At 67.6% G+C, this 24,697-nt stretch carries 27 protein-coding genes and 1 other RNA gene; 11 read left to right on the top strand and 17 right to left on the bottom strand.

From position 1 onward, the window contains the following. The first annotated feature begins 109 nt into the window (after window positions 1–109). The 3 genes from ACZK4H_RS17620 (at window position 110) to ACZK4H_RS17610 (ending at window position 2,941) form a co-directional block, all read left to right on the top strand. Entirely contained in the window at window positions 110–673 is a 564-nt protein-coding gene (locus ACZK4H_RS17620; RefSeq protein ID WP_014038375.1) for an adenylate kinase, read from the top strand. Window positions 674–1,001: 328 nt separating this feature from the next. Beyond that, window positions 1,002–2,366, top strand: coding sequence for a UDP-N-acetylmuramate:L-alanyl-gamma-D-glutamyl-meso-diaminopimelate ligase (gene mpl / locus ACZK4H_RS17615; RefSeq protein ID WP_099552945.1), 1,365 nt, complete (start codon window positions 1,002–1,004; stop codon window positions 2,364–2,366). Continuing rightward, window positions 2,363–2,941 carry an LON peptidase substrate-binding domain-containing protein gene (locus ACZK4H_RS17610; protein ID WP_099552946.1) on the top strand — a complete coding sequence of 193 codons (579 nt, stop codon included), beginning with the start codon at window positions 2,363–2,365 and terminating at the stop codon, window positions 2,939–2,941. Before mpl ends, ACZK4H_RS17610 begins: the two co-directional genes overlap by 4 nt. A gap of 96 nt (window positions 2,942–3,037) precedes the next feature. Here ACZK4H_RS17610 and ACZK4H_RS17605 read toward each other — a convergent pair whose 3' ends face one another. After that, the gene (locus tag ACZK4H_RS17605; protein ID WP_099603980.1) at window positions 3,038–5,032 is read right to left on the bottom strand and encodes a bifunctional DedA family/phosphatase PAP2 family protein; all 1,995 of its coding nucleotides are present in this window, start codon (window positions 5,030–5,032) and stop codon (window positions 3,038–3,040) included. An 85-nt stretch (window positions 5,033–5,117) separates the two neighbouring features. On the opposite strand from ACZK4H_RS17605, the gene ACZK4H_RS17600 reads away from it, so the two are divergent. Both ACZK4H_RS17600 and ACZK4H_RS17595 read left to right on the top strand, forming a co-directional pair. Next, window positions 5,118–5,780, top strand: a complete 663-nt coding sequence (locus ACZK4H_RS17600; protein WP_099552948.1) for a serine/threonine-protein kinase — start codon at window positions 5,118–5,120, stop codon at window positions 5,778–5,780. 14 nt (window positions 5,781–5,794) lie between these two features. Next, window positions 5,795–6,283: a DUF2867 domain-containing protein gene (locus ACZK4H_RS17595; RefSeq protein WP_278252902.1), complete on the top strand. Its 489-nt coding sequence runs from the start codon at window positions 5,795–5,797 to the stop codon at window positions 6,281–6,283. 51 nt (window positions 6,284–6,334) lie between these two features. On the opposite strand, the gene ACZK4H_RS17590 is transcribed toward ACZK4H_RS17595, so the two are convergent. Beyond that, the gene (locus ACZK4H_RS17590) at window positions 6,335–7,018 is read right to left on the bottom strand and encodes a hypothetical protein (RefSeq protein WP_099552950.1); all 684 of its coding nucleotides are present in this window, start codon (window positions 7,016–7,018) and stop codon (window positions 6,335–6,337) included. A 108-nt stretch (window positions 7,019–7,126) separates the two neighbouring features. Between ACZK4H_RS17590 and ACZK4H_RS17585 the strand changes: the two genes are divergently transcribed. Next, window positions 7,127–7,945, top strand: a complete 819-nt coding sequence (locus ACZK4H_RS17585; protein ID WP_099552951.1) for an SDR family oxidoreductase — start codon at window positions 7,127–7,129, stop codon at window positions 7,943–7,945. Between the two features lie 60 nt (window positions 7,946–8,005). Here ACZK4H_RS17585 and ACZK4H_RS17580 read toward each other — a convergent pair whose 3' ends face one another. Then, the gene (locus ACZK4H_RS17580; protein ID WP_099552952.1) at window positions 8,006–8,878 is read right to left on the bottom strand and encodes an ion transporter; all 873 of its coding nucleotides are present in this window, start codon (window positions 8,876–8,878) and stop codon (window positions 8,006–8,008) included. A gap of 63 nt (window positions 8,879–8,941) precedes the next feature. Here ACZK4H_RS17580 and ACZK4H_RS17575 point away from each other — a divergent pair, with 63 nt between their 5' ends. Next, the gene (locus ACZK4H_RS17575) at window positions 8,942–10,168 is read left to right on the top strand and encodes an acetylornithine transaminase (protein WP_010484016.1); all 1,227 of its coding nucleotides are present in this window, start codon (window positions 8,942–8,944) and stop codon (window positions 10,166–10,168) included. Window positions 10,169–10,221: 53 nt separating this feature from the next. On the opposite strand, the gene ACZK4H_RS17570 is transcribed toward ACZK4H_RS17575, so the two are convergent. Continuing rightward, window positions 10,222–10,824, bottom strand: coding sequence for an HAD-IA family hydrolase (locus tag ACZK4H_RS17570; RefSeq protein ID WP_099552953.1), 603 nt, complete (start codon window positions 10,822–10,824; stop codon window positions 10,222–10,224). A 122-nt stretch (window positions 10,825–10,946) separates the two neighbouring features. Between ACZK4H_RS17570 and azu the strand changes: the two genes are divergently transcribed. After that, on the top strand, window positions 10,947–11,396 hold the full coding sequence (azu, locus tag ACZK4H_RS17565) for an azurin (protein WP_075676335.1): 450 nt from the start codon (window positions 10,947–10,949) through the stop codon (window positions 11,394–11,396). Window positions 11,397–11,466: 70 nt separating this feature from the next. Here the strand turns inward: azu and hemL are convergent, their stop codons facing one another. Together hemL and thiE are read right to left on the bottom strand one after the other, a co-directional pair. Then, window positions 11,467–12,756 (bottom strand): glutamate-1-semialdehyde 2,1-aminomutase, encoded by a 1,290-nt coding sequence (gene hemL / locus ACZK4H_RS17560; RefSeq protein WP_099552954.1) that lies wholly within the window; start codon window positions 12,754–12,756, stop codon window positions 11,467–11,469. Between the two features lie 16 nt (window positions 12,757–12,772). Then, window positions 12,773–13,399, bottom strand: a complete 627-nt coding sequence (gene thiE, locus ACZK4H_RS17555; RefSeq protein ID WP_099552955.1) for a thiamine phosphate synthase — start codon at window positions 13,397–13,399, stop codon at window positions 12,773–12,775. Window positions 13,400–13,433: 34 nt separating this feature from the next. Here thiE and ACZK4H_RS17550 point away from each other — a divergent pair, with 34 nt between their 5' ends. Continuing rightward, window positions 13,434–13,658 (top strand): rubredoxin, encoded by a 225-nt coding sequence (locus ACZK4H_RS17550; RefSeq protein WP_080354805.1) that lies wholly within the window; start codon window positions 13,434–13,436, stop codon window positions 13,656–13,658. Between the two features lie 59 nt (window positions 13,659–13,717). On the opposite strand, the gene ACZK4H_RS17545 is transcribed toward ACZK4H_RS17550, so the two are convergent. From ACZK4H_RS17545 to ACZK4H_RS17510, 8 genes are all read right to left on the bottom strand, one after another. Beyond that, the gene (locus ACZK4H_RS17545; protein WP_005410904.1) at window positions 13,718–14,563 is read right to left on the bottom strand and encodes a SirB1 family protein; all 846 of its coding nucleotides are present in this window, start codon (window positions 14,561–14,563) and stop codon (window positions 13,718–13,720) included. Between the two features lie 135 nt (window positions 14,564–14,698). Next, the gene (locus tag ACZK4H_RS17540; RefSeq protein WP_478472999.1) at window positions 14,699–15,145 is read right to left on the bottom strand and encodes a DUF192 domain-containing protein; all 447 of its coding nucleotides are present in this window, start codon (window positions 15,143–15,145) and stop codon (window positions 14,699–14,701) included. Window positions 15,146–15,166: 21 nt separating this feature from the next. Next, window positions 15,167–15,814, bottom strand: coding sequence for a ribose-5-phosphate isomerase RpiA (gene rpiA / locus ACZK4H_RS17535; RefSeq protein ID WP_006389802.1), 648 nt, complete (start codon window positions 15,812–15,814; stop codon window positions 15,167–15,169). A 22-nt stretch (window positions 15,815–15,836) separates the two neighbouring features. Continuing rightward, entirely contained in the window at window positions 15,837–16,316 is a 480-nt protein-coding gene (locus tag ACZK4H_RS17530) for an EVE domain-containing protein (RefSeq protein WP_099552957.1), read from the bottom strand. After that, window positions 16,313–16,906 carry a 5-formyltetrahydrofolate cyclo-ligase gene (locus tag ACZK4H_RS17525; RefSeq protein WP_099552958.1) on the bottom strand — a complete coding sequence of 198 codons (594 nt, stop codon included), beginning with the start codon at window positions 16,904–16,906 and terminating at the stop codon, window positions 16,313–16,315. Before ACZK4H_RS17525 ends, ACZK4H_RS17530 begins: the two co-directional genes overlap by 4 nt. Window positions 16,907–16,989: 83 nt before the next feature. Beyond that, window positions 16,990–17,175: non-coding RNA, 6S RNA (ssrS, locus tag ACZK4H_RS17520), on the bottom strand. A gap of 153 nt (window positions 17,176–17,328) precedes the next feature. Beyond that, a complete protein-coding gene (locus ACZK4H_RS17515) occupies window positions 17,329–17,625 on the bottom strand; it encodes a cell division protein ZapA (protein WP_005410899.1) in 297 nt (98 codons plus the stop codon). Then, on the bottom strand, window positions 17,622–17,843 hold the full coding sequence (locus ACZK4H_RS17510; protein ID WP_005410898.1) for a TIGR02449 family protein: 222 nt from the start codon (window positions 17,841–17,843) through the stop codon (window positions 17,622–17,624). Before ACZK4H_RS17510 ends, ACZK4H_RS17515 begins: the two co-directional genes overlap by 4 nt. A gap of 154 nt (window positions 17,844–17,997) precedes the next feature. Between ACZK4H_RS17510 and ACZK4H_RS17505 the strand changes: the two genes are divergently transcribed. Further along, entirely contained in the window at window positions 17,998–18,546 is a 549-nt protein-coding gene (locus ACZK4H_RS17505) for a UPF0149 family protein (RefSeq protein ID WP_099552959.1), read from the top strand. Window positions 18,547–18,551: 5 nt separating this feature from the next. Further along, the gene (locus tag ACZK4H_RS17500) at window positions 18,552–19,874 is read left to right on the top strand and encodes an aminopeptidase P N-terminal domain-containing protein (protein WP_099552987.1); all 1,323 of its coding nucleotides are present in this window, start codon (window positions 18,552–18,554) and stop codon (window positions 19,872–19,874) included. 609 nt (window positions 19,875–20,483) lie between these two features. Here the strand turns inward: ACZK4H_RS17500 and pepQ are convergent. From pepQ to ACZK4H_RS17485, 3 genes are all read right to left on the bottom strand, one after another. Further along, window positions 20,484–21,815, bottom strand: coding sequence for a Xaa-Pro dipeptidase (gene pepQ, locus ACZK4H_RS17495; RefSeq protein WP_099552960.1), 1,332 nt, complete (start codon window positions 21,813–21,815; stop codon window positions 20,484–20,486). Window positions 21,816–21,890: 75 nt separating this feature from the next. Beyond that, entirely contained in the window at window positions 21,891–22,265 is a 375-nt protein-coding gene (locus ACZK4H_RS17490) for a PilZ domain-containing protein (RefSeq protein WP_049426705.1), read from the bottom strand. Then, a complete protein-coding gene (locus tag ACZK4H_RS17485; protein ID WP_099552961.1) occupies window positions 22,262–24,538 on the bottom strand; it encodes a DUF1631 family protein in 2,277 nt (758 codons plus the stop codon). The genes ACZK4H_RS17490 and ACZK4H_RS17485 overlap by 4 nt, the downstream gene beginning before the upstream one ends. Between the last annotated feature and the right edge of the window lie 159 nt (window positions 24,539–24,697).

The raw sequence follows: 24,697 nt of genomic DNA, 5'->3' as shown, positions 1-24,697 counted from the left end.
TTGCAGGGACATTACCCGGATGCGGTAAAGTGGCGCTATTGCGGTGCAGCGATACCGGTCCGTCCGGGACGCGAACCTTCTTTGTTTTCAACACGTTGGAGTCAGGTCAATGCGATTGGTTCTGTTGGGACCGCCCGGTTCGGGCAAGGGGACACAGGCGACGCGCCTGAAGGAAAAGCTGGGGATCGCCCACATTTCGACCGGTGACATGCTGCGCGCGGAAATCGCCGCGGGCACGGAGCTGGGCAAGCAGGCCAAGACGGTGATGGATGCCGGCAACCTGGTGTCGGACGACATCCTGCTGGGCATGCTGGAGTCGCGCCTGACCCAGGCCGATGTCGCCAAGGGCTTCATCCTCGATGGCTACCCGCGCAATGTGGCCCAGGCCAACGCGATGGACGGCCTGCTGGCCAAGATCGGCCAGCCGCTGGATGCCGTGGTGCAGCTGGACGTGGCCACCGAGCTGCTGGTCGACCGCATCGCCGGTCGCGCCAAGGAGCAGGGTCGTGCCGACGACAATCCGGAAGCGGTGCGCCAGCGCCTGCAGGTCTACAACGACCAGACCGCCCCGGTGGTCGACTTCTACGCTGGCCGTGGCACCCTGGCCCGCGTCGACGGCGTCGGTGAACTGGACGAGATCGAAGCCCGCATCCTGGCGGCGATCAAGGCCTGATCCGGTGGGGCCGGCCTGCTGCCGGCCCTTCAGGCGCAAAAAACACAGGCCTGGTCCGCGAGGATCAGGCCTGTGTCGTTTCATAGGCGCCAGCAGAGGGCTTGCTCAGGGCCCCGCAGCATGAGCTCCCTTGGGGATGGCCTCTTGGGGAGTAGGACCGGTTCGGGTACTGCGGCTGGCAGTTCGAATTGTGTCCGGGTTCACAGAACATCGCTATCGGGAATTCCCTGACAGAAGATTGGAGTTTTCTCACATCCGGTGTAGGACTTGTCTTACCCGGGGGCGGACATTGGCCCTATACAGCCGTCATCGGTCACAATCCCCGGTCATGAGCAGCGTACATATCCTTGCAATCGCCGGCACCTTCATGGGCGGCGTGGCCGCCCTGGCGCGGGAACTCGGCCATACGGTCAGTGGCAGCGACCAGGCCATCTACCCGCCGATGTCGACCCAGCTGGAACAGCTGGGCATCACCCTGGACCAGGGCTATCGCGCCGACAGCGTGCCGGCCGGAACCGATGAAGTGGTGATCGGCAACGCGCTCTCGCGCGGCAATGCGGCCGTGGAGGCCGTGCTCGACGCCGGCCAGCGCTACATTTCGGGTGCGCAGTGGCTGTCCGAACAGGTACTGCCGGGCCGCGACACCCTGGCCGTGGCCGGTACCCATGGCAAGACCACCACCACCACCATCCTCACCTGGCTGCTGGAAAGCGCCGGGCGCTCGCCGGGCTTCCTGATCGGCGGCGTGGCCGAGGATTTCGGCGTTTCCGCGCGCCTGGGCCAGGGCCGCGAATTCGTGGTCGAGGCCGATGAGTACGACACCGCCTTCTTCGACAAGCGCAGCAAGTTCGTGCACTACCGGCCGCTGGTGGCCATCCTCAACAACCTTGAATACGACCACGCCGACATTTTCCCGGACGTGGCCGCGATCCAGCGCCAGTTCCACCATCTGGTGCGCACCGTGCCGGCGCGTGGCCGCCTGATCGTCAACGGCGAGGATCAGCACCTGGCCGAGGTGCTGGCGATGGGCTGCTGGACCCCGGTCGAGCGCTTCGGTTTCGACCCGTCCCTGGAATGGCATGCGGAACTGCTGGCTGCCGATGGCAGCGCGTTCCGTGTGCACCATCGCGGGCAGGCGCTGGGCGATGTGCAGTGGTCATTGCTTGGCCGTCACAACGTGCTCAACGGCCTGGCCGCGCTGGCCGCTGCACATGCAGTGGGCGTGGCGCCGTCCGAGGTGATCCCGGCGCTGGCGCGCTTCCGCAGCGTCAAGCGCCGCATGGAAGTGATCGGCAGCCACGACGGCATCACCGTCTACGACGATTTCGCCCATCATCCGACCGCGATTGCCACCACGCTGGAAGGCCTGCGTGCCAAGGTGGGCGATGCGCGCATCGTGGTTGCAATGGAGCCGCGCAGCAATTCGATGCGTCTGGGCGCCCATGCGCAGGCGCTGGCGCCCTCGCTGGCGCTGGCCGACGAAGTGGTGTTCCTGCACCGCCCGGAACTGGCCTGGGATGCCGCCGCTGTGATCGCCGCGGTGCGTGGTGAAGCGCACGCGGTGCCGGATACCGCCGCGCTGCTGGCGCAGCTGCAGGCCAGCGCGCGCAGCGGCGACCACGTGGTGTTCATGTCCAATGGTGGCTTCGACGGCGCACCGCGCCGCTTCCTTGCCGCGCTGCAGGCCCGATGAGCAGCGATACGATACTGCCACTGTTTCCGCTGCACACCACGCTGGTGCCGGGTGCAGCGGTGGGCCTGCGCGTGTTCGAGCGGCGCTACCTTGATCTGGTGCGCGACAGCGGCCGTAGTGGCGAAGGCTTTGGTGTCTGCCTGATCCTCGACGGCCAGGAAGTGGGGGCACCGGCAACACCGGCGGCCTACGGCGTGCAGGTGCGCATCGAAGACTTCGATGTCGGCGCCGACGGCGTGCTGCAGCTGCGCCTGCGCGGCACCCGCCGCTTCCATGTCGAGCGCACCCGCGTGCGCGACAATGGCCTGGTGGTGGCCGATGTGCGCTGGTGCGAGGAAGACCCCGATGACGAACTGCGGCCGCAGCATGCACTGCTGGCCACGGTGCTGGGGCACATCATCGAGCAGGCCGGTGAGGCCTATGCGCCGGCCAATCCGGCGCTGCTGGACCAGGCCAGCTGGGTCGGCTGGCGGCTGGCCGAGCTGCTGCCGCTGAGCGAGCAGCAACGTTTGCAGCTGCTGCAGCTGGATGACCCGCACCAGCGGTTGCAGCAGTTGCTGGGCTGGATGCCGTAGAAGCCATCCACGCATGGCGTGGATCTACACCGCCGGGCATGGCCCGGCGCTACCCGTCCGCGTTCCGGTAGCGCCGGGCCATGCCCGGCGGATCCATCACGGCTGCGTCTTCAACCGAAGCACCGGCAGCCCGGTTTCGCTGTGCACGTCCTCGCGTTGCGGCAGGTCCTGCACGGCGTCCTTCACCGCGTTCAATGCCGGGTCGACACCGCGCAGCGGGTGCCACATGCCGATCCATTCGAAGTGGCGCTCGTAACGCAGGGTCTGTGCACTGCCCAGCCACAGCGGCGTGTTGCCCGGCTGCAGCTGTGCCGGTGCCGGCCACAGGCGCAGCACATAGCGCTCATCCGGCTTCGCACCCTGGCGCACCATCAGCAGCGCCTCCACGCGCGTTTCCAGCGTGGCCGGCAGCACCGGCAGTTCGTCGGCGCCGGTGTTCTTGTCCAGCATCAGCAGCGCCTGCTGCCAGCCGGCCTGTTCCTGCCGCTTCCAGCCGCGCGCTTCCAGCTGCGCCTGCAGCGGCGCCAGCGGTCCCGCCACCTGCACGTCCAGCGGCCAGCGCTGGTCGTCGTCGAACTCGTTGCGGCGCGCCGGCAGCGTCACCCAGTCGTGCTGCCACCAGGCCTGCATGTCCATCGCCTGCGGGGCCGGCAGGGTCGGTTCGAAGCGTTCCAGCTTCACCGGGATGTTACGTGGCGCATAGCACATGGCCGCCACGGCGAAGACGCCGTAGAACAGCCAGGCCACCGGCTTCACCCAGAACGAGCGGTTGAAGCGGCGGCGGTAGGCGATGCCCAGCACCAGCAGCCAGAACGTGCCGAACAGCATGCCGCCGATCACATCGCTCAGCCAATGCGCGCCCAGGTACAGGCGCGAGAAGCCGATCAGGCTGACCACGATGCCCGAGACCAGGTACGGCCAGACGCGGGTGCGGCCGGGCATCTCGCGTGCGATCAGCACCGCGAAGAAGCCGAAGGTGATGGTGGCCATGGTCACCGAAACCGACGGGAAGCCGAAGCCACTGCTGGCATCGACAGGCCGCACCACATCCACGGTGGCGCCGAGCAGCATGGTCAACGCCAGGCCGAAGGCCAGGGCTGCCAACCAGTGCGCGGCGGCCATCCAGCGCCGGCGCCAGATCAGGTAGCCCATCGCCGCGGCCGTGGCCGGCAACAGCACCTGCCAGGCGCCGAGCGAGGCCAGGGCCGCCATCGGGTAGTCGGCCAGAGGATTACGCAGCGCCAGCATGGCCTGGTGCACCAGCAGGTCGATGGCCAGCGGCTCACCGTGTGCGACTACCACGGTCAGCAGCGCGAACCAGCCCCAGCCCAGCAAGAGCAGCATCAACGCCAGCATCGCCAGCGGCACCGATTCGCGGCGCTTCGGGTCCAGCACGCCGACGGTGTAGCGGCCCAGCGTCGGGTGGCGGTTGGACCAGTCCAGCAGGCGTGCCAGCCAGTTGTCCATGCGCGCGGCCGACCAGCGGTAGCCGTACAGCACGATGGCCCAGACCAGGCCAAGGATCACCGCGAGCAGGCCGACCACCACCACCAGTCGACCGGCCACGGCAGCCACCGCGTCATACGCTTCGCCGAGGATCCAGCCGGGGGCCAGGAACAGCACTGCCCAGGAAATGCTGGCGATGCCGCTGGCCTGCACGTAGCGGCTGGCGGGCATCTTCATCATGCCGGCGATGGCCGGCACGAATGGGCGGATCGCGCCAACGTAGCGCGCCACCAGGATGCTCTTGAATGCATTGCGGCGGAACAGGTTCTCGCCACGGTCGAGCAGCTGCGGATAGCGGCTGAACGGCCAGATGCCGCGCAGTCGATCGCCCCAGCGACGGCCGATCCAGTAGCTGATGCCATCGCCGGCAAACGCACCCAATGCCGCAGCCGCCACCGCGTACGGCCCGGAGATCTGGCCCAGGCCAATGAACACGCCCACCGCGAACAGCAGCGGCAGGGCCGGCACGATGGCGCCGAGAATGATCACCGCATCGCAGAAGGCGATGAGGAAGATAACGGCACCCGCCAGCACGGGGTGAGCGGCAATCCACGCGAGGGTGGCGTCGATCCATGAAGAGTCCATTGCCCGATTATAGGGGCGTGAAGGTGACTGGTTCCCAGCCGCTTCGTGACCGTTTGCAACCGGCGCCATCGCCTAGAATGGGGGCATGCCGCATATGCCAGACGCTCCCCACCATGCTTTGAAGGCCGACAGTTTCGGTCAGATCCTTCTGGTTGAAGGGCCCGACGGCCGGTTCGTACGCCGCGATCTGGGCGCCACGCCGCTGTGGCTGCGGTTGCCCGCGTGGTGGCTTGCACGTCGCGAGGCGCGCGCGCTGCGCCATATCCATGGCATGGCCGATGTGCCGCAGCTGCTGGCCTGGGATGGCCGCCACCTCGACCGCAGCTTCATGGCCGGCGATGCCATGTACCAGCGTCCGCCGCGCGGCGACCTGGCCTGGTTCCGTTCCGCACGGCGCCTGCTGCAGCAGCTGCACCGCCGTGGCGTGGCCCACAACGATCTGGCCAAGGAGGCCAACTGGCTGGTCACCGAGGATGGCCGCCCGGCGCTGATCGACTTCCAGCTGGCGGTGATCGGCAACCCGCGCTCTCGCTGGATGCGGCTGCTGGCCCGCGAGGACCTGCGCCACCTGCTCAAGCACAAGCGCATGTACTGCCGTGAATCGCTCACTCCGGTGGAAAAGCGCGTGCTCAAGCGTACCTCGTGGGTGCGCGAGCTGTGGTTCGCCACCGGCAAGCCGGTCTACCGCTTCATCACCCGCCGCATCCTGCACTGGGAAGACAACGAGGGGCAGGGACCGAAGCCGTGAGTGCATCGCAGGTGATGAGCGCCCCGCCCAGCGCGGGTAGCGTGCTGCTTGCTCAGCTGCCCGGTGCGGAGTTCGTGCACGCCTGCCAGGCCACCACCCGGCGCGACGGGCGTACCGCACTGCAGGCCTACCGCGACATGGCGGCGACCATTCCCGGCTGGTTCGATGGCCTGATGGCACTGCGCAACCACGGCATGCGCCTGCTGGGCATGAAACATCTGGGTTCGTTGCGGGCGGTGCAGGACACTGTCGATCCGGCTCCCGGCCAGCGGCTGGGCATCTTCACCCTGCAGTCGCTGGATGACGATGCCATCGTGCTGGAAGACGATGATCGCCACCTGCGCGTACAGCTTGCCCTGCAATGGCAGGGCGACGTGCTGGAAGTGGCGACGGTGGTGCACACGCACAACGCGTTCGGGCGCCTCTACATGCTGCCGGTCGCGCCCGTGCACAGGTTGATCGTGCCGCATCTGCTGCAGAAGCAGGTGCAGGCGTACCGGTGACGCGACACTGCGTCCGCCGGGCGTGGCCCGGCGACACGCGGTGTTTCCGGGCTACGGCGTTGCCGGTACCACCTGCTGGCCGATGAAGTTGCGCTTGGCATCGAAGTCATAGGCGATCTGCAGCTGGCCCACGTCCGGGCAGGCGTGGCAGTCGCGCAGCGGTGTGCGGTACAGCAGGCGTATGCCGCCACCCTCCAGCGGTGTCGCTCCGGCCGACTGCGCAGGCGCGAACGGCGTGGCCTGCGGATTGGCTTTCAGCAGCTCCTGCACGACCGGGTCGGCACGCAGCGTGTCGTCCAGCTGCACGGCGTCCACATCGATGCGCTTGCCGCCGGCGTCGACCAGGCGGGTGCCTTCGTTCGTGTTGGCGCGGAAGGGATACTCGACCGTGGCAATGCCCAGCCCCTCGTTCTCATGCCAAGCGGTGACATACGCCAGTTCCCCGGCGCTGGACAGTTGCTCGGCGGCGGTGATCGCCTCGGCGCTTGCTCCCCCCGCACGCATCGCATCGCGCAGGCAGTCGCGGGTGGCGGCAGTCTCGCCCTGGCGGCATGCGTTCAGATCGCCATCCCAGACCACGGCTTCGCTCCAGCGCATCTTTCCGTCGGCGGCGGCCTTCTCCGCGCTGGGCGCGTCACCGGCGGGCGGCTCCTTGCCGGGTTCCGGCGAACGGCCCTGGCAGGCAGTCAGCAGAACAAGCCCCAGGGCAGGCAGCAACAGGCGGGAACGGCGCATGGCGTGGACCTTGTGCGTTGTCTGGAGGCCCGAGTATCGTCAAGGCCGGGTGAACTCCGCGTCGGCGCGGCATACTAGCGGCTCATTGCATACGCTGGAGTGTGGAACGTGGGCAGTCTGCAGGGCAAAACCCTTTTCATCACCGGTGCCTCGCGTGGCATCGGCCTGGCCATCGCACTGCGTGCTGCGCGCGACGGCGCCAACGTGGCCATCGCGGCCAAGTCGTCGGTGCCGAATCCGAAGCTGCCGGGCACCATCCACAGCGCTGCCGAGGCGGTAACGGCGGCCGGCGGCCAGGGCCTGGCGCTGAAGTGTGACATCCGCGAGGAAGAGCAGGTACAGGCCGCAGTTGCCGCCACGGTCGATACCTTCGGTGGCATCGACATCCTGATCAACAACGCCAGCGCGATCTGGTTGCGCGGCACGCTGGATACGCCGATGAAGCGTTTCGACCTGATGCAGCAGGTCAACTCACGCGGCAGCTTCCTGTGCGCGCAGGCCTGCCTGCCGTACCTGCTGCAGGCGCCGAACCCGCACATCCTCACCCTGGCACCACCACCGAGCCTGGAGCCGAAGTGGTGGGCACCGCACACCGGCTACACGCTGGCAAAGATGGGCATGAGCTTCGTCACCCTGGGCCTGGCTGCGGAGTTCGGTCCGCAGGGCGTGGCGGTGAACGCCCTGTGGCCGCGCACGGTGATCGCCACCGATGCGATCAACATGATTCCGGGCGTGGATGCGGCCGGTTGCCGCACGCCACAGATCATGGCCGACGCCGCGCATGCGGTGCTGGTGCGCGAAGCGGCCGGCTTCCATGGCCAGTTCCTGATCGATGATGAAGTGCTGGCGCAGGCCGGCGTCACCGATCTTTCGGGCTACGCGGTGGATCCGTCGCGGCCGTTGCTGCCGGACCTGTTCCTGGATTGAGGCGCGGGCATCCACGTGTGACCGCCCACGGGTAGCGCCGGGCCATGCCCGGCGAACCCCTCAATGGTTGAACGCATCCGGCAGTTCGCCGCCGCACTTGCGGCAGTGCCGTGCATCCGGCTCGTGGCCTTCCAGCCCGCAATGCGGGCAGCCGCGCGCATCACGGCGCGCGGCCAGCTCTGCTTCGCGCATGGTGCTGGCCAGTTCGGCGGTGTAGATGCCGGTGGGCACGGCGATGATGCTGTAGCCGATCAGGATCAGTACCGAGGTGACGAAGCGGCCGAGCACGGTCTGCGGCACGATGTCGCCGAAGCCGACCGTGGCCATGGTCACCACCGCCCAGTACATGCTGGCCGGGATATTGGTGAAGCCGTGTTCGGGGCCCTCGATCACGTACATCAGCGCACCGGCGATGATGGTGATGGTGATCACCGTGAACAGGAACACCAGCACCTTGCGCCGGCTGCGCCACAGCGACGTCATCAGGACGCCGCTTTCCTCGATGTAGCGGGTCAGCTTGAGGATGCGGAACACGCGCAGGATGCGCAGCGCGCGCACCACCAGCAGGCTCTGCGCGCCGGGGATGAACAACGACAGGTAGGCGGGCAGGATCGACAGCAGGTCGATGATGCCCCAGATGCTCACCGCGTAACGCAGCGGGCGCTTGACCACCGCCAGCCGCAACAGGTACTCGGCGGTGAAGATGATCGTGAAGCCCCATTCCAGGATGTACAGGCCGGTGGACCATTCGGCATGCAGGTGCTGCACGCTGTCGATCATCACCACCAGGATGCTGGCGACGATCGCCACCACCAGGAGCAGGTCGAAATTGCGCGAGGGTCGCGAGTCGTGGCGGTAGATGATGTCGAACCACCGACGGCGCCAGCCGGTCTCGGTGGCGGGGTTCAGCTGGGGGGCGGAAAACGGTCGCATGGGCGCATTGTGCCGCAGGGGTTCCGGCGCGAGAATGGGGATTCCTGAACCCTGCCGACTGCCATGACCGCCGCTACCGATCCGCTGATCTCCCTTTCGCACTATTACCTGCCGGTCTACAAGCCCCGCCAGGTGGTACTGGAGCGAGGCCAGGGCGCCCGCGTGTGGGACAGCCAGGGCCGTGAGTTCATCGACCTGGCCGCCGGCATCGCCGTGTGCGGGCTGGGCCACAACGATCCGGACCTGGTGGCCGCGCTGGTCGAGCAGGCCGGCAAGCTCTGGCACACCAGCAACGTGTTCTACAGCGCGCCGCCGCTGCACCTGGCCGAGGAGCTGGTGAAGGCCAGCCGCTTCGCCGAGCGCGTGTTCCTGTGCAACTCCGGCGCCGAAGCCAACGAAGTGGCGATCAAGATGGTCCGCAAGTGGGCCTCCAGCCAAGGGCGCCCGGCCGACAAGCGGGTGATCATCACCTTCCGTGGCAGCTTCCATGGCCGCACCATGGGTGCGGTGACCGCCACTGCCCAGCCGAAGTACCAGGAAGGCTACGAGCCGCTGCCCGGTGGCTTCCGCTACATCGATTTCAACGATGAGGTGCAGCTGGAAACCGCCATGGCCGCCGGCGACGTCGCCGCGGTGATGCTGGAGCCGATCCAGGGCGAGGGCGGCGTGATGCCGGCCAAGTCCGGTTTCCTCAAGCGCGTGCGTGAGCTGTGCGACCAGCACAACGCGCTGCTGGTGCTGGATGAGATCCAGGCCGGCATGGGCCGCACCGGCACCCTGTTCGCGCATTGGCAGGACGACGTGGTGCCGGACATGGTCACCCTGGCCAAGGCACTCGGCGGCGGCTTCCCGATCGGCGCGATGCTGGCCGGCCCGAAGGTGGCCGAGACCATGCAGTTCGGCGCGCATGGCACCACCTTCGGCGGCAACCCGCTGGCTGCTGCGGTGGCCCGCGTGGCACTGCGCAAGCTGGCCTCGGCGGAGATCGCCGCCAATGTCAGCCGCCAGTCGAAGGCGCTGCGCGATGGCTTCGCGCGCATCAACGAAGAATTCGGCGTGTTCAGCGACGTGCGTGGCCGTGGCCTGATGCTGGGCGCAGTGCTGAGCAAGGACTTTGCCGGCCAGGCTGGCGCGATCCTCGACCACGCTGCCGAGCAGGGCCTGCTGACCTTGCAGGCCGGCCCGGACGTGCTGCGTTTCGTGCCGTCGTTGAACATCACCGACGAAGAAGTGGCCGAAGGCCTCAAGCGCCTGCGTGCGGCGATTGCTGCGTTCATCGCAGCGCGCTGAAGCCATGGCAGTGGGGTCGGATCCCTCTCCTGCGGAGAGGGCTCTGACCCCGATCAGCTCACCGCGTAACGCTTCAACACCTTGCCCAGTCCACGGCCATCGCGCACGGTTTCCGCATGCAGGCCGGCGGCGCGTGCACCGCGCACGTTGGCGAACAGGTCATCGACGAACAGCGTGTGCGCAGGCGCTGCATCGAGCATCTCCAGCGTGCGCAGGAACACCTCCGGTGCCGGTTTGCGCAGGCCGAAATCGGCGCTGCAGAACACGCGACCCAGCAGGGCAGGGAACAGCTCCGGCAGCAGGGCAGGCAAGGCCTGCTTCATCAGTGCGCCATTGTTGGTCAGCACCGCCATCGGCAGCTGCAGGGCCTGCAGCCGTTGCAATACGGCTGGCTGCGGATGGCTGGCGGCCCGTCGCGCCGCGGTCCATGTAGCCACATCGACAGTCGTGCCCAGCAGCTCCCCCAATCGCGCCAGATAGGCCGGGCCATCCAGCGCGCCATTGTCATGCGCGGCTTCCAGCCCGCTGTCGTACAGCGCAGCCTGCACGGCCTGCGTCGGAACCCCCAGCGCCCGCGCCAGGTGCAGCACACGCTGCGCGCGCTGGTACTGCACCAGCACGCCATCCACATCCAGCAGCAACAGATCGATCCGCATCGGCCGAGCATGCCATCGTGGCCGATGTGCGGAAACCCTGGAGTACGCGTGCGACAGACGGTCGCAGACACGGCTGCAGGTGCCTGCCTAGAATGGCGCTTGAACCTGCAGGAGACGCAACGATGAAGGCTTGGATGGTGGCAGTGGGACTGGGCGCGCTGATGCTGGCGCCGTCGGCGATGGCACGGGTGTGCGCGGTGAGCATCGACAGCACCGACCAGATGAGCTTCAGCAGCCGCGAGATCAAGGTCGCCGCCGACTGCTCCGCCGTGGACCTGACCCTGCGTCACACCGGCAAGCTGGCCGCCACTGCCATGGGCCACAACTGGGTGCTGACCCGCACCGCCGATTACCAGCCGGTGGCGATGGCGGGCATGCGCATGACCCTGGCCGACAGCTACCTGCCGAAGGCTGACAAGCGCGTGCTGGCACACACCAAGGTGATCGGCGGTGGCGAGACCACGCGCGTGCGCTTCTCCACCCAGGGCCTGCAGAAGGGCGGCGACTACACCTTCTTCTGCTCGTTCCCTGGCCACTTCGCGATGATGAAGGGCAAGTTCGTCTTCGGTTGAAAAAAGGGGACGGAGGGGATTAAGTCGTTTGTGCACAAACGACTTAATCCCCTCCGTCCCCTTTTTGCGATCAGCCCTTGGCGGCCTTGAACGCCACGCGGGCGGCGGCCAGCGTCGCTTCGATCACCGCATCGTCGTGCGCGCTGGACAGGAAGCCGGCCTCGTACGCCGACGGTGCCAGGAACACGCCCTGGTCCAGCATGGCGTGGAAGAAGCGGTTGAATGCCGGGATGTCGCAGGCGGTGGCCTGCGCATAGGTCTCCACCTTCTCACTGGTGAAGAACAGCCCGAACATCGCACCCACGCAGGTGGTGGTCACGGCCACGCCGGCGTCGGCGGCGGCCGCTTCCAGGCCGGCGCACAAGCGCGCGGTGCGCTCGGCGAGGTCGGCATGGAAACCCGGCTGCTGGATCAGCTCCAGCATTGCCAGGCCGGCGGCCATCGCCACCGGATTGCCGCTCAGCGTGCCGGCCTGGTAGATCGGGCCGGCCGGTGCGATCTGCTGCATCAGCTCGCGGCGACCGCCGTAGGCACCCACCGGCATGCCGCCGCCGATGATCTTGCCGAAGGTGGTCAGGTCCGGGGTGATGCCGTAGTGCGCCTGTGCACCACCGAGGGCGACGCGGAAGCCGGTCATCACTTCGTCGAAGATCAGCAGCGCGCCATGCTTCGTGCACAGTTCGCGCAGATGCTGCAGATAACCGTCGCGCGGCGGAATGCAGTTGGCGTTGCCGACCACCGGTTCGATGATCAGGCCGGCGATGTCGTCACCCTGCTGCTCGAACAGCGCAGTGGCGGCTTCGAAGTCGTTGTAGGGCAGGGTCAGGGTCAGTTCGCTCAGGCCGGCGGGCACGCCCGGCGAGGTCGGTACGCCCAGGGTCAGCATGCCGCTGCCTGCCTTGACCAGGAACGAGTCACCGTGGCCGTGGTAGCAGCCCTCGAACTTGACGATGCGGTTGCGGCCGGTCGCACCGCGGGCCAGGCGGATCGCGGACAGCGTGGCCTCGGTGCCGGAGTTGACCATGCGCACCATCTCGCACGACGGCACCAGGCGGGTGATGGTTTCGGCCATGGTCACTTCCGCCGCGCACGGCGCACCGAACGACAGGCCATTGTCGATCGCCTTCTTCACCGCCTGGCGCACCGCCGTGTGGTTGTGGCCGACGATCATCGGGCCCCACGAACCGACGTAATCGATATAGCGGTTGCCGTCGACGTCGTACAGGTAGGCGCCGTCGGCGCGCTCGACGAAGAACGGTTCGCCGCCAACCGACTTGAACGCACGTACCGGCGAATTGACGCCGCCCGGCAGCAGCTGCTGGGCACGGGAGAACAGGGCGTGGGACTGGTCGTGGTTCATGGGGCTTTCCTGGGCATTACGCGAACTGGGCGAGGTAGGCGCGCTGGGTCGCGACCGGGTCTGGTGCGGCATAGATACCGCTGACCACGGCCACCAGATCGGCGCCGGCGTCGATGATGGGACCGACATTGTCCGGCGTCAGCCCGCCGATCGCCACCCGCGGCACGCCCAGTGCGGCGCTTTGCCGCAGCAGGTCGGTATGGGCGCGGCTGGTGGTGATCTTGGTGGTGGTCGGGAAGAACGCGCCGAAGGCCACATAGCTGGCGCCGGCCGCCACGGCCTTCTCGGCATTGGCCAGCTGGTCGTAGCAGGAGGCGCCGATGATGGCCTCGGTACCGAGCAGGGCGCGCGCGCTGGGGATGTCACCGTCGGTGCCGCCCAGGTGCACGCCGGCTGCGCCCACCGCATGGGCCAGCGCGGGGGCATCGTTGATGATCAGCGGTACGCCGTAGTGTGCGCACAGCGCCTGCAGCGCGATCGCCTGCTCCTGCCGCAGTGCATCGCTGGCGGTCTTGTTGCGGTACTGCAGCCAGGTGGCGCCGGCGGCCAGCAGCGGCGCGGTACGGGCCAGCAGGCGTGCGGTATCGGGCTCATCCGGGGTGATCAGGTAGACGCCGCGGGGCGCCGGGGAAGCAGAAGTCATCGATGGCTACCGGTGCGTGGGCCGCAATGGGACAATGGCGGCCCGTGAATCCAGCCCCGATTATCCGATGAGCGACGCCACCCCCACCACCCTGCGAACCTGGATGTGCGTGGTCTGCGGCTTTCTTTACAGCGAAGCGGAAGGCTTGCCGGAAGAGGGTATTGAGCCCGGGACGCGCTGGGAGGACATTCCCGAGACCTGGACCTGCCCCGACTGTGGCGTGACCAAGGCCGATTTCGAGATGGTCGAGGTCGATTGATTGGTGGGCCACCCGGCCCATCCGGTGGGTGTGGACCGTTGGTCCACACACCCACACCCTCAATGCAGCCGCGGTACCGGCCCGCCGAGGTCGATCAGCTTCTCACGCAGCCACTGCGCATCGCTGGCTTCCGGGTTGCGCTTCAGATACTGCCCCAGGTCGTGACGGGCACCGGCCAGGTACTCCAGCTGCAGGTACGCAAGGCCGCGGTCGCGCAGGGCGTCGTCCTGTTCGGGTGCCAGCTTCAACAGGCGGTCGGCGCTGCGCGCGGCACGGTCCCATTCACCGGCTTCGGCGTAGACACCATGCAGGTTGCGCAGCATGCGCATGAGGATGGCGCGTGCCGGGGCCGGGTCGAGGATCTGCGCCAGCACCTGGTCGTCGGGCATCTGCCCACCCAGGTGTGACTTGGCCCGCTCGCGCAGTTCGTCCACGTCCAACGGGCGGCCACCGTTGAACGGGTCCATCACCAGCACGCCGTCGTCCACTGGCAGGCGCACCAGGAAGTGGCCGGGGAAGGACACGCCATCCAGCGGGATCCCCAGCCGGCGCGCGACTTCCATCTGCACCAGCGCCAACGAGATCGGGTTGCCCAGGCGGCGCTCGAACACCTGGTTGAGGTAGCTGTTGCGCGGGTCGTAATACTCGTCGTGGTCGCCGCTGTAGCCCAGCTCGTCGAACAGGTGGCGGTTGATCGCCGCCATCTTCAATGGGCTGTTGTCGATGCTCTCCACTTCCGAGCGGAGGTGGTCCACATGGCTCTGGATCAGCGCGTCGTAGGTGGACGGCTGCAGATCGGGGTATTCATCGCGCGCGATCAGCAGCGCGGTCGGCAACAAGGGCAGCGCCTCGTCTTCGAGGTCGGCCAGTGCATCCCAGTCGGGGAGTGTGATCCGGTCCTGCATGACCACAGACTGGCGTCATTCGCAGGCGGTTTCAAGCAGTGTCGCGTGAAAAATTCAGGGGTCAGATCCCTTTCGCCTGCGAAAGGGATCTGACCCCGGTCGGGTTGGATTGCCGGCCAGCGGCCGGCACTACCCCTATTTTTCGATGCCCGGGCCGAAGGTCAGCGCGGTGCCGTCCTTCAGCTTGAGCTTCTCGGCCTGGCCTGGATTGAGCTCCAGCACGTACCGGGCCGGACCACCGCTGGGATACGGCGGGCACATGTCGCCGGCCGAGCACGGCGGAACGTCGCGCTGCTGGCTGACCAGCCTGCGCTCGCTGTCGAAGTACAGGATGTCCAGCGCGATCCTGGTGTTCTTCATCCAGTACGCCTGCATTTCCTCGCGGTCGTGGATGAACAGCATGCCGTGGTCGGCGGCCATCTGGTCGCGGAACATCAACCCGCGCGCGCGGGTTTCATCGTTGGTGGCCAGCTCGACCTGGTAGCGGGCGCCATCCAGTTCGACCCAGTGGCGGGCCGCATCGGTGGCGCAGCCGGCCAGGGCCAGCAGCGGGAGCATCAGCAGCGAACGCAACAGCGACATCGTCAGGATCCTTCGAAAGGGTCAGAGCACGACCGGCGGCTCGCCACCGACGATCACCACATCGGCACGGCGGCGCGCGAACAGGCCGACGCAGACCACGCCCGGCAGCTGGTTGAGCTCGCGCTCCAGCTTTTCCGGATCGGTGATCTGCAGGTTGTGGATGTCCAGGATCTGGTTGCCGTTGTCGGTGACCACGCCTTCGCGCCAGGTCGGCTGGCCGCCGGTCATGTCGCGGATCTGGCGGGCGACCAGGCTGCGTGCCATCGGGATCACTTCCACCGGCAGCGGGAATTTGCCCAGCACCGGCACCTGCTTGCTCGGGTCGACGATGCAGATGAAGCGCTCGCTGGCCTCGGCGATGATCTTCTCGCGGGTCAGCGCGGCGCCGCCGCCCTTGATCAGGCACTTGTTGGCGTCGCACTCATCGGCGCCGTCCACGTACAGCGACAGGTTGCCGCTGTGGTTCAGCTCGATCACTTCGATGCCGTGCTGCTTCAGGCGTGCGGTGCTCTGCTCGGAGCTGGACACGGCGCCCTTGATGCGGTGCTGGATGCGGGCCAGGGCATCGATGAAATAGGCCACGGTGGAACCGGTGCCGACACCGACGATCATGCCGTCTTCAACGTACTCGATGGCTTTCTCGGCGGCCAGGCGCTTGGCTTCGGACATGGGAGAACTCTCAGGCAGGGAATCAGGATTTCTTTTCCAGCGACAGCAGCAGCTTCCACTGCGCGGCGGTCACCGGGAACACCGACAGGCGGTTGCCCTTGGCAACCAGCGGGAAGCCCTCGCCGAGTTCTTCGGCGTGCAGCTTGATCTCGTCCAGCGCGATCACCTGCTTGAGCTTGCGGTCGAAGCCCACGTCCACCAGCATCCAGCGCGGGTTCTCGCGCGTGCTCTTGGGGTCGTGGTAGTCGGATGTCGGGTCGAACTGGGTGTCGTCGGGGTAGGCCGGGCTGGCCACGGTGGCCAGGCCAACGATGCCCGGCACCTTGGTATTGGAATGGTAGAACAGGATGCCGTCACCCACCTGCATGCCATCGCGCATGAAATTGCGCGCCTGGTAGTTGCGCACCCCGTTCCAGGGTTCGACCTTGACCTTGGCCAGGTCATCGATGGAGAAGGCGTCCGGTTCGGACTTCATCAGCCAGTAGCGCTTGCGGGCGGTCATGCGTTCACGGGGGCAGCGGAGGGGAACAAGGTGCCGTCTTCGGTGCAGATCGCATCCACCGGCACGTCCCACGACGCCACCGGCAAGGACTCGACCTGCTGCACCGCGAACGCAGCACCGACCAGCCAGGGCGGCGCCGGCCGGTCGTGGCGGAAGGCGAAGCTGCGATCATACCAGCCGCCCCCCATGCCCAGCCGCCGGCACTGCGTGTCGAAACCCACCAGCGGGGTCACCACCAGCGCCATCTGCGCCGGTTCCAGGGTGTCTTCCAGCGCCACGTCCGGCTCGGGAATGCCGTAGCGGTTGCTGGTCAGCGGCTGCCCGGGCCGCCACGGTGCGAAGCGCAGCACGTCGTCGGCCAGCACCGGCAGGCAGTAGGTGAGTCCTTCGGGCAGCTGCAGCTGCCAGCGGTGCAGGGCGATTTCGCCATCCAGCGCCCAGTAGCCGGCCACGGCGCCTTCGCGCGGGGCGAACGGCAGGGTCAGCAGGGCATCGGCAAGCGATTCGGCGGCGGCGATGCGCTCAGCGGCGGAAAGGTCGCGGCGGCGTTGCCGCAGGTCGTGGCGCAGGGCCTGGCGCGGGTCGGTCATGGCAGCGTGCGGCAAGGATCAGCCGTCATTGTGCCGGAAAGAACAAGGGCGACGCCCGAAGACGCCGCCCTTGCTGGAATATTGCATTCTCCGCAATGTCGATGCATGCGAAACGACCTTGAACCCGGGGGCTCAAGTGGGAACGCTGGAGAACCATCGGGCTTCCCGCTACAAGGCGGACCTGCACTCCCGGCGCTGTCGCGCTCCCGGTGTCGTTCTTAAGGGACAAGGCGAATGTTTGCACATGCCGTCGAGTACCGCAGAGAACGCGTGGCCATTATAGCCAGCGCGCAGGATCTGGATAGGCCGTTCGTCGGCAACAGTCCGTGCCAATTCAGATACGCGAAAAGGGGACGGAGGGAATCAAGGCGTTTCCAGCACGGAAGGGGCGAATGCGCCTTGATTCCCTCCGTCCCCTTTTTCTATGGGGTGCCGTCGATCGCGCGGTCCAGGCGCCGGTTCAGGTCGGCCAGCGTCTGCTGCAGCGCCACGGCCTGGCGGGCGTTCTCGTCGCGCAGCAGCTGCAGTTCGTGGGCCAGGTTCAGCGCGGCCAGCACGGCGACGCGGTCGACGGCGGCCATGCGGTTGCTGCCACGGATCTCGCGCATGCGCGCATCCAGCAGGCGCGCGGCGGCCATCAGGCTGTCGCGTTCGTCGCCGCCGACGCCCACCGTGTATTCACGATCGAGGATGCGGACACTGACCGGTTCGGCGCTCATGTGTGCTGCTCCAGGGATTTGAGCCGGCTGATCATTGCTTCCACCCGCGAGCGTGCCTGCTCATTCTTGGCCAGCAGCGTCGAGCGCTCGGCCACCAGCTGTTCCTGCTGGTGGCGCAGGCTGCGGTTCTCCTCGGCCAGGCGCTGGTTGCGTTCAAGCAACGCTTCCACGCGGGCGGCGAAGTCCTGCAGCTGGGCAAGGGGATCGGCGGGTTCCATGCGGGCACGATAGGCAAGCCGGGTAAGGGCGGTCAAGCGTTGTCGCAGCAAGGCTGGACGGCTGCGGAGAGGATGCCGTCGGGTTGCTACACTACCGGGTCTCACGGGCGCGCGCGTGCGCGTCCCGGGTTTCCTTATCCGAACGAGCCGCACGATGACCGAACTTCCCTCCGTCGACGACGTTACCCGCGCCAGCCACGAACTGGGCCTGGGCGCCACCGCTGCCGAGCTTCATGGCGCGCTGTGCGGCTGGCTGGCCGCTGGCGGCGCCGCCGGCAACGACTGGCCGGCGCGCGTGCTGGCCGACGACAACCTGCCGCCGGTGGCCGACGACAGCGTGCTGGCGCAGCTGCTGCAGGTCACCATCAAGCAGCTGGAAGACCGCGACTTCGCCTTCGAACTGCTGCTGACCGACACCGACGACGTGTCCGCGCAGGCCGACGCCATGTTCAGCTGGACCCGCTCGTTCCTGGGCGGCTTCGGCCTGGGCAGCGGCGGCCGCCGCCCGGCCCTGTCCGAGGAAGGCGAAGAAGCGCTGACCGACATGGCCAGCCTGGCCCGCGCCTCCAGCGACGATTTCGAGGCCGGTGGCGATGATGATGATGAAGCCCTGTCGGAGATCGAGGAATTCATCCGCGTGGCGGTGCTGCTGCTGCACGGCGACGTGGTGCTGGCCTCGCGCCATCGGCAGCGCCTGAACTGATGGACATCAAGCAGCGCACCGGCATTGCGGCCGGCGAGTACAAGCGTCGCCGCCGCCAGCTGATGGACATGGCCGGCGAGGACGCGATCCTGGTGCTGCCGGCCGCGGCCGAGAAGGTGCGCAGCCTCGATACCCATTATCCGTTCCGGCAGGATTCGGACTTCCAGTACCTCAGCGGCTTCCCGGAGCCGGAAGCGGTGCTGGTGCTGATCCCGGGCCGCCGCCACGGCGAGGCCATCCTGTTCTGCCGCGAGCGGGATGCCGAACGCGAGGCCTGGGACGGCAGCCGTGCCGGCCAGGAAGGCGCGGTAGCGCAGTTCGGCATGGACGATGCCTACCCCATCGACGATCTGGACGACATCCTGCCGGGCCTGCTGGAAGGGCGCTCGCGCGTCTACTACCACTTCGGCCGCGATGCCGACTTCGACCTGAAACTGATCGGCTGGGTCAACCGCGTGCGTTCGCAGGTGCGCCATGGTGCGCAGCCACCGCATGAGTTCCTGGAACTGGGCCACCTGCTGCACGAGCAGCGCCTGTTCAAGTCCGGCGCGGAAGTCGCGTTGATGCACCGCGCCGCACAGATCAGCGTGCGTGCGCACCTGGCCGCGATGCATGCAGCGAAGGCGGGCATCCACGAGTACGAACTGCAGGCCGAGCTGGAGCGCGTGTTCCGCGCCAACGATGCCGTGCCAGCGTACTGCAGCATCGTCGGCGCCGGCCGCAACGGCTGCATCCTGCATTACCGCGACAACAACGCGCGTTCGCGCGATGGCGAGCTGGTGCTGATCGATGCCGGTGCCGAGTTCCGCGGCTACGCCAGCGACATCACCCGCACCTTCCCGGTGAATGGCCGCTTCAGCGCCGAGCAGCGTGCGCTGCACGATCTGGTTGGCGACGCGCAGGCCGCTGCACTGGCCCAGGCCAGGCCGGGCGTGCCGTACGAGGCCGGTCACCTCGCGGCGGTGCAGACCCTGACCGAGGGCCTGCTGCGCCTGGGCCTGCTGAAGGGCACGCTGGAAAAGAACCTGGCCGAGGGCCTGTACCAGCGCTTCTACCGGCACAAGACCGGGCACTGGATCGGGCTGGACGTGCATGACGTGGGCGACTATCGCCTGGCGGGCGATTCGCGCCTGCTGGAGCCGGGCATGGCGTTCACCATCGAGCCGGGGCTGTACATCGCGGTGGACGACACGACGGTGGAACCGCGCTGGCGCGGTATCGGCATCCGTACCGAGGATGATGTGCTGATCACCGACGATGGGCATCGGGTGCTGACCGAAGGCCTGGCGCGCAGCGCCGACGAGATCGAAGCGGTGATGGCGGGGTAAGGGGGTTCGGCAGGGCTTGCAGCCCTGCACCTGCTTCAAGCCAGGGCAACAGCAACAGCGGGCATTCCGTGGGATGGCGGGGCACTGTGGGTTTGCGGGGACGCCGTAAACCCCCAGTCCGGCCCAGCCGCTGGCGGCTGTGCGTTCGGGCGCTTGCGAAGCAGTGCTTCGCAAGCAAAGCGCCCTCACCCATGGGGGCTTGGTCGCGGCATCCAAGCCGCTCACACCCCGCAAACCCACAGTGCCCAGCCTTCGACAGGTTCACGCGGCTGTTGGTGGGTGCCGACCGTTGGTCGGCACATCTGTGAGATATCGAATGAATCATCCACGCATGGCGTGGATCTACTGGCAATTGCGGCTGTTGGTAGGTGTCGACCTTGGTCGACACAGAGCGAGCGCAGCGAGCGACCCGCTTTTGATTTTCTTTTTCTTTTCCGTGGTTGGACGCGCGCAGGAAACTGTCAAAGGCCGGGCGGGGTGGGTTTGCAGGACCGTTGGCGCCATGGATGGCGCCATCGAGCCCCCATGGATGGGTTTACGGCGTGTCCTGCAAACCCACCCCGCCCGGCAAAGCGCGGCTTCTGAATTCAGCGGCCAACCACGAGGGGCTCAGCCGTTCGCCGCAGCAAACTCCGGCCGCGTCAGGTTGTCAGCCTCGCCATCAGTGCACAGCACTTCGTCTTCGATGCGGATGCCGCCATACGGGCGGAAGAAGTCCACGCGGTCCCAGTTGATCGCATCGCCATGGCCGGCATCCTTCACTTCGTTCAGCAGCATGTCGATGAAGTACAGGCCCGGCTCGATGGTCACCACCATGCCCGGTTCCAGCACGCGGGTCAGGCGCAGGTACGGGTGGCCGGCCGGGCGCTCGATGCGGCCGCCTTCGTCGCTGGCCGCGAAGCCGGCCACGTCGTGCACCTGCAGACCGATCAGGTGGCCGATGCCGTGCGGGAAGAACGCGGCGCTGACGCCGGTTTCCAGCGCGGTCTGCGGCGAGACCTTGATGACGCCGAAGTCCTTCAGAACGCCCATCAGCGACAGGTGCGCATCCACGTGCAGCTGCTTGTAGTCGAAGCCCGGGCGTACTGCGGCGCACATCTGCTGCTGGGCGGCATCGACGGCGGCGATCATCGCGGCGAATTCGTCGTGGCCGTGCGCAGCGTACGTGCGGGTGATGTCGCTGGCGTAGCCGTGCGCGCTGGCGCCGGCATCGATCAGGAAGCTGCGCAGCGGCTGCGGTGCCTTGCGGCCCAGCTCGGTGTAATGCAGCACGGCGGCATGTTCGTTCAGGGCCACGATGTTGCCGTAGGGCAGTTCGTTGGCATCCTGGCCGACGGCCTGGCAGTACGCCATGTGGATGCTGAATTCGTCGGCGCCATTGCGGAACGCGGCTTCGGCGGCGCGGTGGCCGCGCACGCCCAGCACCTGCGCCTGGCGCATCAGTGCGATTTCATACGGTGTCTTGCTGCCGCGGTGCCATTCCAGGTAGTTCACCACCGGCGCCGGGTTGTTCGGCACGTAGTTGCCCAGCGCGCTCTGCGGCTCGCCGAGGATGGCGCAGCGCGACGGGTCGGCCGGCAGCAGGGCCAGCGCCTCTTCGGGCTTGCGGATGATGTGGATGTCGAAGTGCTCCACCCACCAGCCGCTGGGCGCGTCCGGCACCACGTGCCAGTAATCGAAGGGCTGGTGGAAGATCACCGCCGGGCGCTTGCCCGGGGTGAACACGATCCAGCTGTTGGGCACGCGGGTGAGCGGCAGCCACGCCTTGAACTGAGGATTTACCGCGTACGGGTAGTCCCGATCGTCGAACACCTGGTAATGCAGGGTGCCGCTGGGCACCACCAGGTGGTCGAAGCCGCCGCGGGCCAGCGCCTGTTCGGCGCGTCGGCACAGCACGGCCAGGTGGTCGGAATACAGGACGCCGGGGTCTTGCTGGATCATTGCGGTGGCTCGACACGGAAAACGGCCCTAGATTCTGCCGCATACCGCAAGAAACCGCTGTGCTGGAACCGGCACTCAGGCCGTCGAAACCGGCCCCTCGTCGCTGTCCTCACCCACCCACTGCCGCAGCAGCTGCCGATGTTCGCGTGACAGGGTAAGGAAGCGGAAGCCGGTCCAGCTCTGCCCAGGGGCGTGCGCAGGCTCGCTCCACAGCAGGTGCACGCCCACGTCGATGGCCTCCTGACGGCCGTCGCCCATCGGCAATGGGAAACGCAGCTGGTACAGCGCGTCCTCGCGCAATGGCGTGCTGGCCAGCATCAGCATGCCGGTTTCGGACACGTTGCCAAGGCGACCCACCACGCAGTCGCGCATCTGGTCGGTGACCGGTACCAGGTCCGAGACCTGCCGGCGTGGTGCGCGACGGGTGTCCTGGGGCGGTTGGGTGTTCATGCGGATGTCTCCCCGGCGTGGCCGTCGGCCAGTGCGCGCAGTGCGTCGAGGCTGGCCTGCCAGGCGCGATCAACCAGTCGCCCCTTGTCTTCGGTGACCAGCTGCGCGCGGCCCGCGCTGAGCTGCCGGGCCAGCGTATCCAGGTCGGTATCGGCGATCTTCTGTCCGCGCGGATTGACGAACAGGGCATGGCCGGTCAGCAGGCTGTACCAGGACAGGCGCTGGCGGCGCAGCGTGCCATCGCCATTGTCGATGTCGAACCAGCTGCCGAACGGCAGCGCGGACAGCTGCTGGTAAGCGGCTTCCTCGGCGGCGTTGCGCGGGCTGGACGGTGCCGTGGTGGTGGGCCCGGCCTGTTCTCCCAGCCGTGCGCGCGCCTTCAGGCGCGCACTGAGTTCGGTACGCGAGGTGCTGTCATCCTCGCCGCCGGGCGTGGCCAGCCTGCGCGCGACCGCAGCGGCTTCCTCGGCGTGGTAGCCCACCTGCACCAGCGCGGCTTCCACATCGGCGGCCAGTGCGGCATCGGTGCCACCGGGGGCATCCACGGCCTGCGCGGTCACCGCTGCAATGCGCTGGGTCTGTTGCAGGCGTTCCTGCCATTGCGGTGAATCATCGCCGTGGCGCAGGCGGGTCAGGGTGAGGGCATCGGCCCATGCCTGGCGCAGCAGCGTCTGCACGAAGCGTGGCGGTGCCTGCGCATCACAGCACTGGTCGATCTGTGCATTGGCCTGGCGCCGGGCCAGTTCCAGGCGTTCCTTGCCGCGCGCGGCTTCGACGTGGCGGCGTTCGGCCAGCTCGGCGCGATGAACCGCCGCACGCTGGTGCTGCTGCACGTCCTCGCTGGCGGTGGCGAAGGCTTCCGGGGTACGGACGTCCTGGCCCAGCAGGCCCTGCACGCTCTGCGCCATGCGCTGCAGCAGCTGCGGATCGACATCATCATCGCCCAGCCAGCTGGCGCCGGCTTCGGCGACCTGGTTTAGCAGTTCGCGGGCGGGGTGCTCGTCACGCACGAAGAAGCCGGGATCAGCCATGGCGGCGCGCGCCAGTGGCACCTGCAGGCGTGCCAGCAGGGCCGCCGGCACCGGGTCTGGGCGTTGTTGCTGCTGCACCTGCTGCATCAGCAGGCGCAGCAGGTCGAGGTTGTCACGGTCATGGCTGCCGAGCTGTGCCTGTGCGCCATGTTCGCTGCGGAGCTGGGCGACAACGGCCGCCTGCAGATCGGCAACGCCGGTGGCGGCGCTGGACTGGGCCTGCAGTCGCGCGAGTACGGCATCCACGGCGGCGCTGGGCACGGCGACGCTCTGCGCGGGCGCTGCGCTGGCCTGCCGGGCCTGCTGCAGCAGTTCGTGCAGGGCGCTGCCGGCGGAAGTGGTCAGCCCAGGGATGGCCGAGCCGACGGTACCACTGTCGCTGACCGCATCCTGCAGCAGGTTCGACCACGAGCCGGAGGGGGCCGGCCCGTTCCAGCCGGTCAGCGGCGCTGCGGTACGTTTGGCGGGCTGCGTCGCGCGGCCACCACCCACCGACTGGGTGATGATGCGCCGCGTGCTCGCCGAACGTGCCAGGTAAGGGGTGTAGACCAGCCCGGGCAGGACGCCCTGCTGGGACAGCAGGGCATTGGCGCGGTCGAGTACATCGCCCAGGCGCTCCAGCACCTGGCGTTCGAAGCTGCGGTACAGCGCCAGCTGCACTTCGGTGCTGAGACTGTCCTGTTCGGCCAGCCTGCGCACCATTGCACACAAGGACTGCGGTGCAAGGGGCAGGGCGTCGGTCTCGAATGCCGGCGCAGCGGCGAGTACGCCCAACCGCTGGCCCAGCAGGTTCAGCGAGTTGGTTGAACGCAGGGTTTCGCGCCGCACCATCTCGGTCAGCAGCAGATCGCGGTCGACATCGTGTTCGGCGACCAGGGACAGGCCCAGCATGCCGGGCAGCGGTGGTGGCGTGGAAAGCGCCGGCGGCGCCGCCGCAGGGTCACGCAGGCGTGACAGGGATTCGGCGACTGCATCGAGCATGCGATCGGGGAAATGGCCGGCGAAGGCATGCAGCTGGCCGCGCTGGGCCATCAGGTCCGCCTGCTGCATGGGATTGCGCGCGCGATCCGCGTCGTGCAGCAGCGCTTGTTCCAGCGCTTCAACGGTCAGGATCAGAGGCGCGGCCAGGGTCTGCCGGCAGAGGCCGATCAACGCGCCCAGCAGTTCGCGTACCCGCGGCGGCAGGTCGGCCGCAGCCAGGCGGGCCTTGTCGGCAGGGGTTGGGGAAAAGACAGCTGACATCTGCGAGCGGTACCCGGATTCCCGCGGATCGATCTGGTGAATCTACCGTGTCGGCCGATGTCGGCGCTACTTTAGGCTGAACGTGAAATGCATCTGCAGGGCATGGCCCCGATGCGCGGTAGTGCCGGCCGCTGGCCGGCAACGCGATCCGCACCGGAT

It is taken from the genome of Stenotrophomonas sp. 78350_Sma, from assembly GCF_056482105.1.
This window is presented reverse-complemented; position numbering and strand designations above follow the sequence as displayed.

What these genes read in the sequence shown, in the direction of transcription:
- ACZK4H_RS17620 (WP_014038375.1), top strand. Translation starts at nt 110, where the DNA reads ATGCGATTGGTTCTGTTGGGACCGCCCGGTTCGGGCAAGGGGACACAG.
- mpl (WP_099552945.1), top strand. Translation starts at nt 1,002, where the DNA reads ATGAGCAGCGTACATATCCTTGCAATCGCCGGCACCTTCATGGGCGGC.
- ACZK4H_RS17610 (WP_099552946.1), top strand. Translation starts at nt 2,363, where the DNA reads ATGAGCAGCGATACGATACTGCCACTGTTTCCGCTGCACACCACGCTG.
- ACZK4H_RS17605 (WP_099603980.1), bottom strand. Translation starts at nt 5,032, where the DNA reads ATGGACTCTTCATGGATCGACGCCACCCTCGCGTGGATTGCCGCTCAC.
- ACZK4H_RS17600 (WP_099552948.1), top strand. Translation starts at nt 5,118, where the DNA reads ATGCCGCATATGCCAGACGCTCCCCACCATGCTTTGAAGGCCGACAGT.
- ACZK4H_RS17595 (WP_278252902.1), top strand. Translation starts at nt 5,795, where the DNA reads ATGAGCGCCCCGCCCAGCGCGGGTAGCGTGCTGCTTGCTCAGCTGCCC.
- ACZK4H_RS17590 (WP_099552950.1), bottom strand. Translation starts at nt 7,018, where the DNA reads ATGCGCCGTTCCCGCCTGTTGCTGCCTGCCCTGGGGCTTGTTCTGCTG.
- ACZK4H_RS17580 (WP_099552952.1), bottom strand. Translation starts at nt 8,878, where the DNA reads ATGCGACCGTTTTCCGCCCCCCAGCTGAACCCCGCCACCGAGACCGGC.
- ACZK4H_RS17575 (WP_010484016.1), top strand. Translation starts at nt 8,942, where the DNA reads ATGACCGCCGCTACCGATCCGCTGATCTCCCTTTCGCACTATTACCTG.
- ACZK4H_RS17570 (WP_099552953.1), bottom strand. Translation starts at nt 10,824, where the DNA reads ATGCGGATCGATCTGTTGCTGCTGGATGTGGATGGCGTGCTGGTGCAG.
- azu (WP_075676335.1), top strand. Translation starts at nt 10,947, where the DNA reads ATGAAGGCTTGGATGGTGGCAGTGGGACTGGGCGCGCTGATGCTGGCG.
- hemL (WP_099552954.1), bottom strand. Translation starts at nt 12,756, where the DNA reads ATGAACCACGACCAGTCCCACGCCCTGTTCTCCCGTGCCCAGCAGCTG.
- thiE (WP_099552955.1), bottom strand. Translation starts at nt 13,399, where the DNA reads ATGACTTCTGCTTCCCCGGCGCCCCGCGGCGTCTACCTGATCACCCCG.
- ACZK4H_RS17550 (WP_080354805.1), top strand. Translation starts at nt 13,434, where the DNA reads ATGGCGGCCCGTGAATCCAGCCCCGATTATCCGATGAGCGACGCCACC.
- ACZK4H_RS17545 (WP_005410904.1), bottom strand. Translation starts at nt 14,563, where the DNA reads ATGCAGGACCGGATCACACTCCCCGACTGGGATGCACTGGCCGACCTC.
- ACZK4H_RS17540 (WP_478472999.1), bottom strand. Translation starts at nt 15,145, where the DNA reads ATGTCGCTGTTGCGTTCGCTGCTGATGCTCCCGCTGCTGGCCCTGGCC.
- rpiA (WP_006389802.1), bottom strand. Translation starts at nt 15,814, where the DNA reads ATGTCCGAAGCCAAGCGCCTGGCCGCCGAGAAAGCCATCGAGTACGTT.
- ACZK4H_RS17530 (WP_099552957.1), bottom strand. Translation starts at nt 16,316, where the DNA reads ATGACCGCCCGCAAGCGCTACTGGCTGATGAAGTCCGAACCGGACGCC.
- ACZK4H_RS17525 (WP_099552958.1), bottom strand. Translation starts at nt 16,906, where the DNA reads ATGACCGACCCGCGCCAGGCCCTGCGCCACGACCTGCGGCAACGCCGC.
- ACZK4H_RS17515 (WP_005410899.1), bottom strand. Translation starts at nt 17,625, where the DNA reads ATGAGCGCCGAACCGGTCAGTGTCCGCATCCTCGATCGTGAATACACG.
- ACZK4H_RS17510 (WP_005410898.1), bottom strand. Translation starts at nt 17,843, where the DNA reads ATGGAACCCGCCGATCCCCTTGCCCAGCTGCAGGACTTCGCCGCCCGC.
- ACZK4H_RS17505 (WP_099552959.1), top strand. Translation starts at nt 17,998, where the DNA reads ATGACCGAACTTCCCTCCGTCGACGACGTTACCCGCGCCAGCCACGAA.
- pepQ (WP_099552960.1), bottom strand. Translation starts at nt 21,815, where the DNA reads ATGATCCAGCAAGACCCCGGCGTCCTGTATTCCGACCACCTGGCCGTG.
- ACZK4H_RS17490 (WP_049426705.1), bottom strand. Translation starts at nt 22,265, where the DNA reads ATGAACACCCAACCGCCCCAGGACACCCGTCGCGCACCACGCCGGCAG.
- ACZK4H_RS17485 (WP_099552961.1), bottom strand. Translation starts at nt 24,538, where the DNA reads ATGTCAGCTGTCTTTTCCCCAACCCCTGCCGACAAGGCCCGCCTGGCT.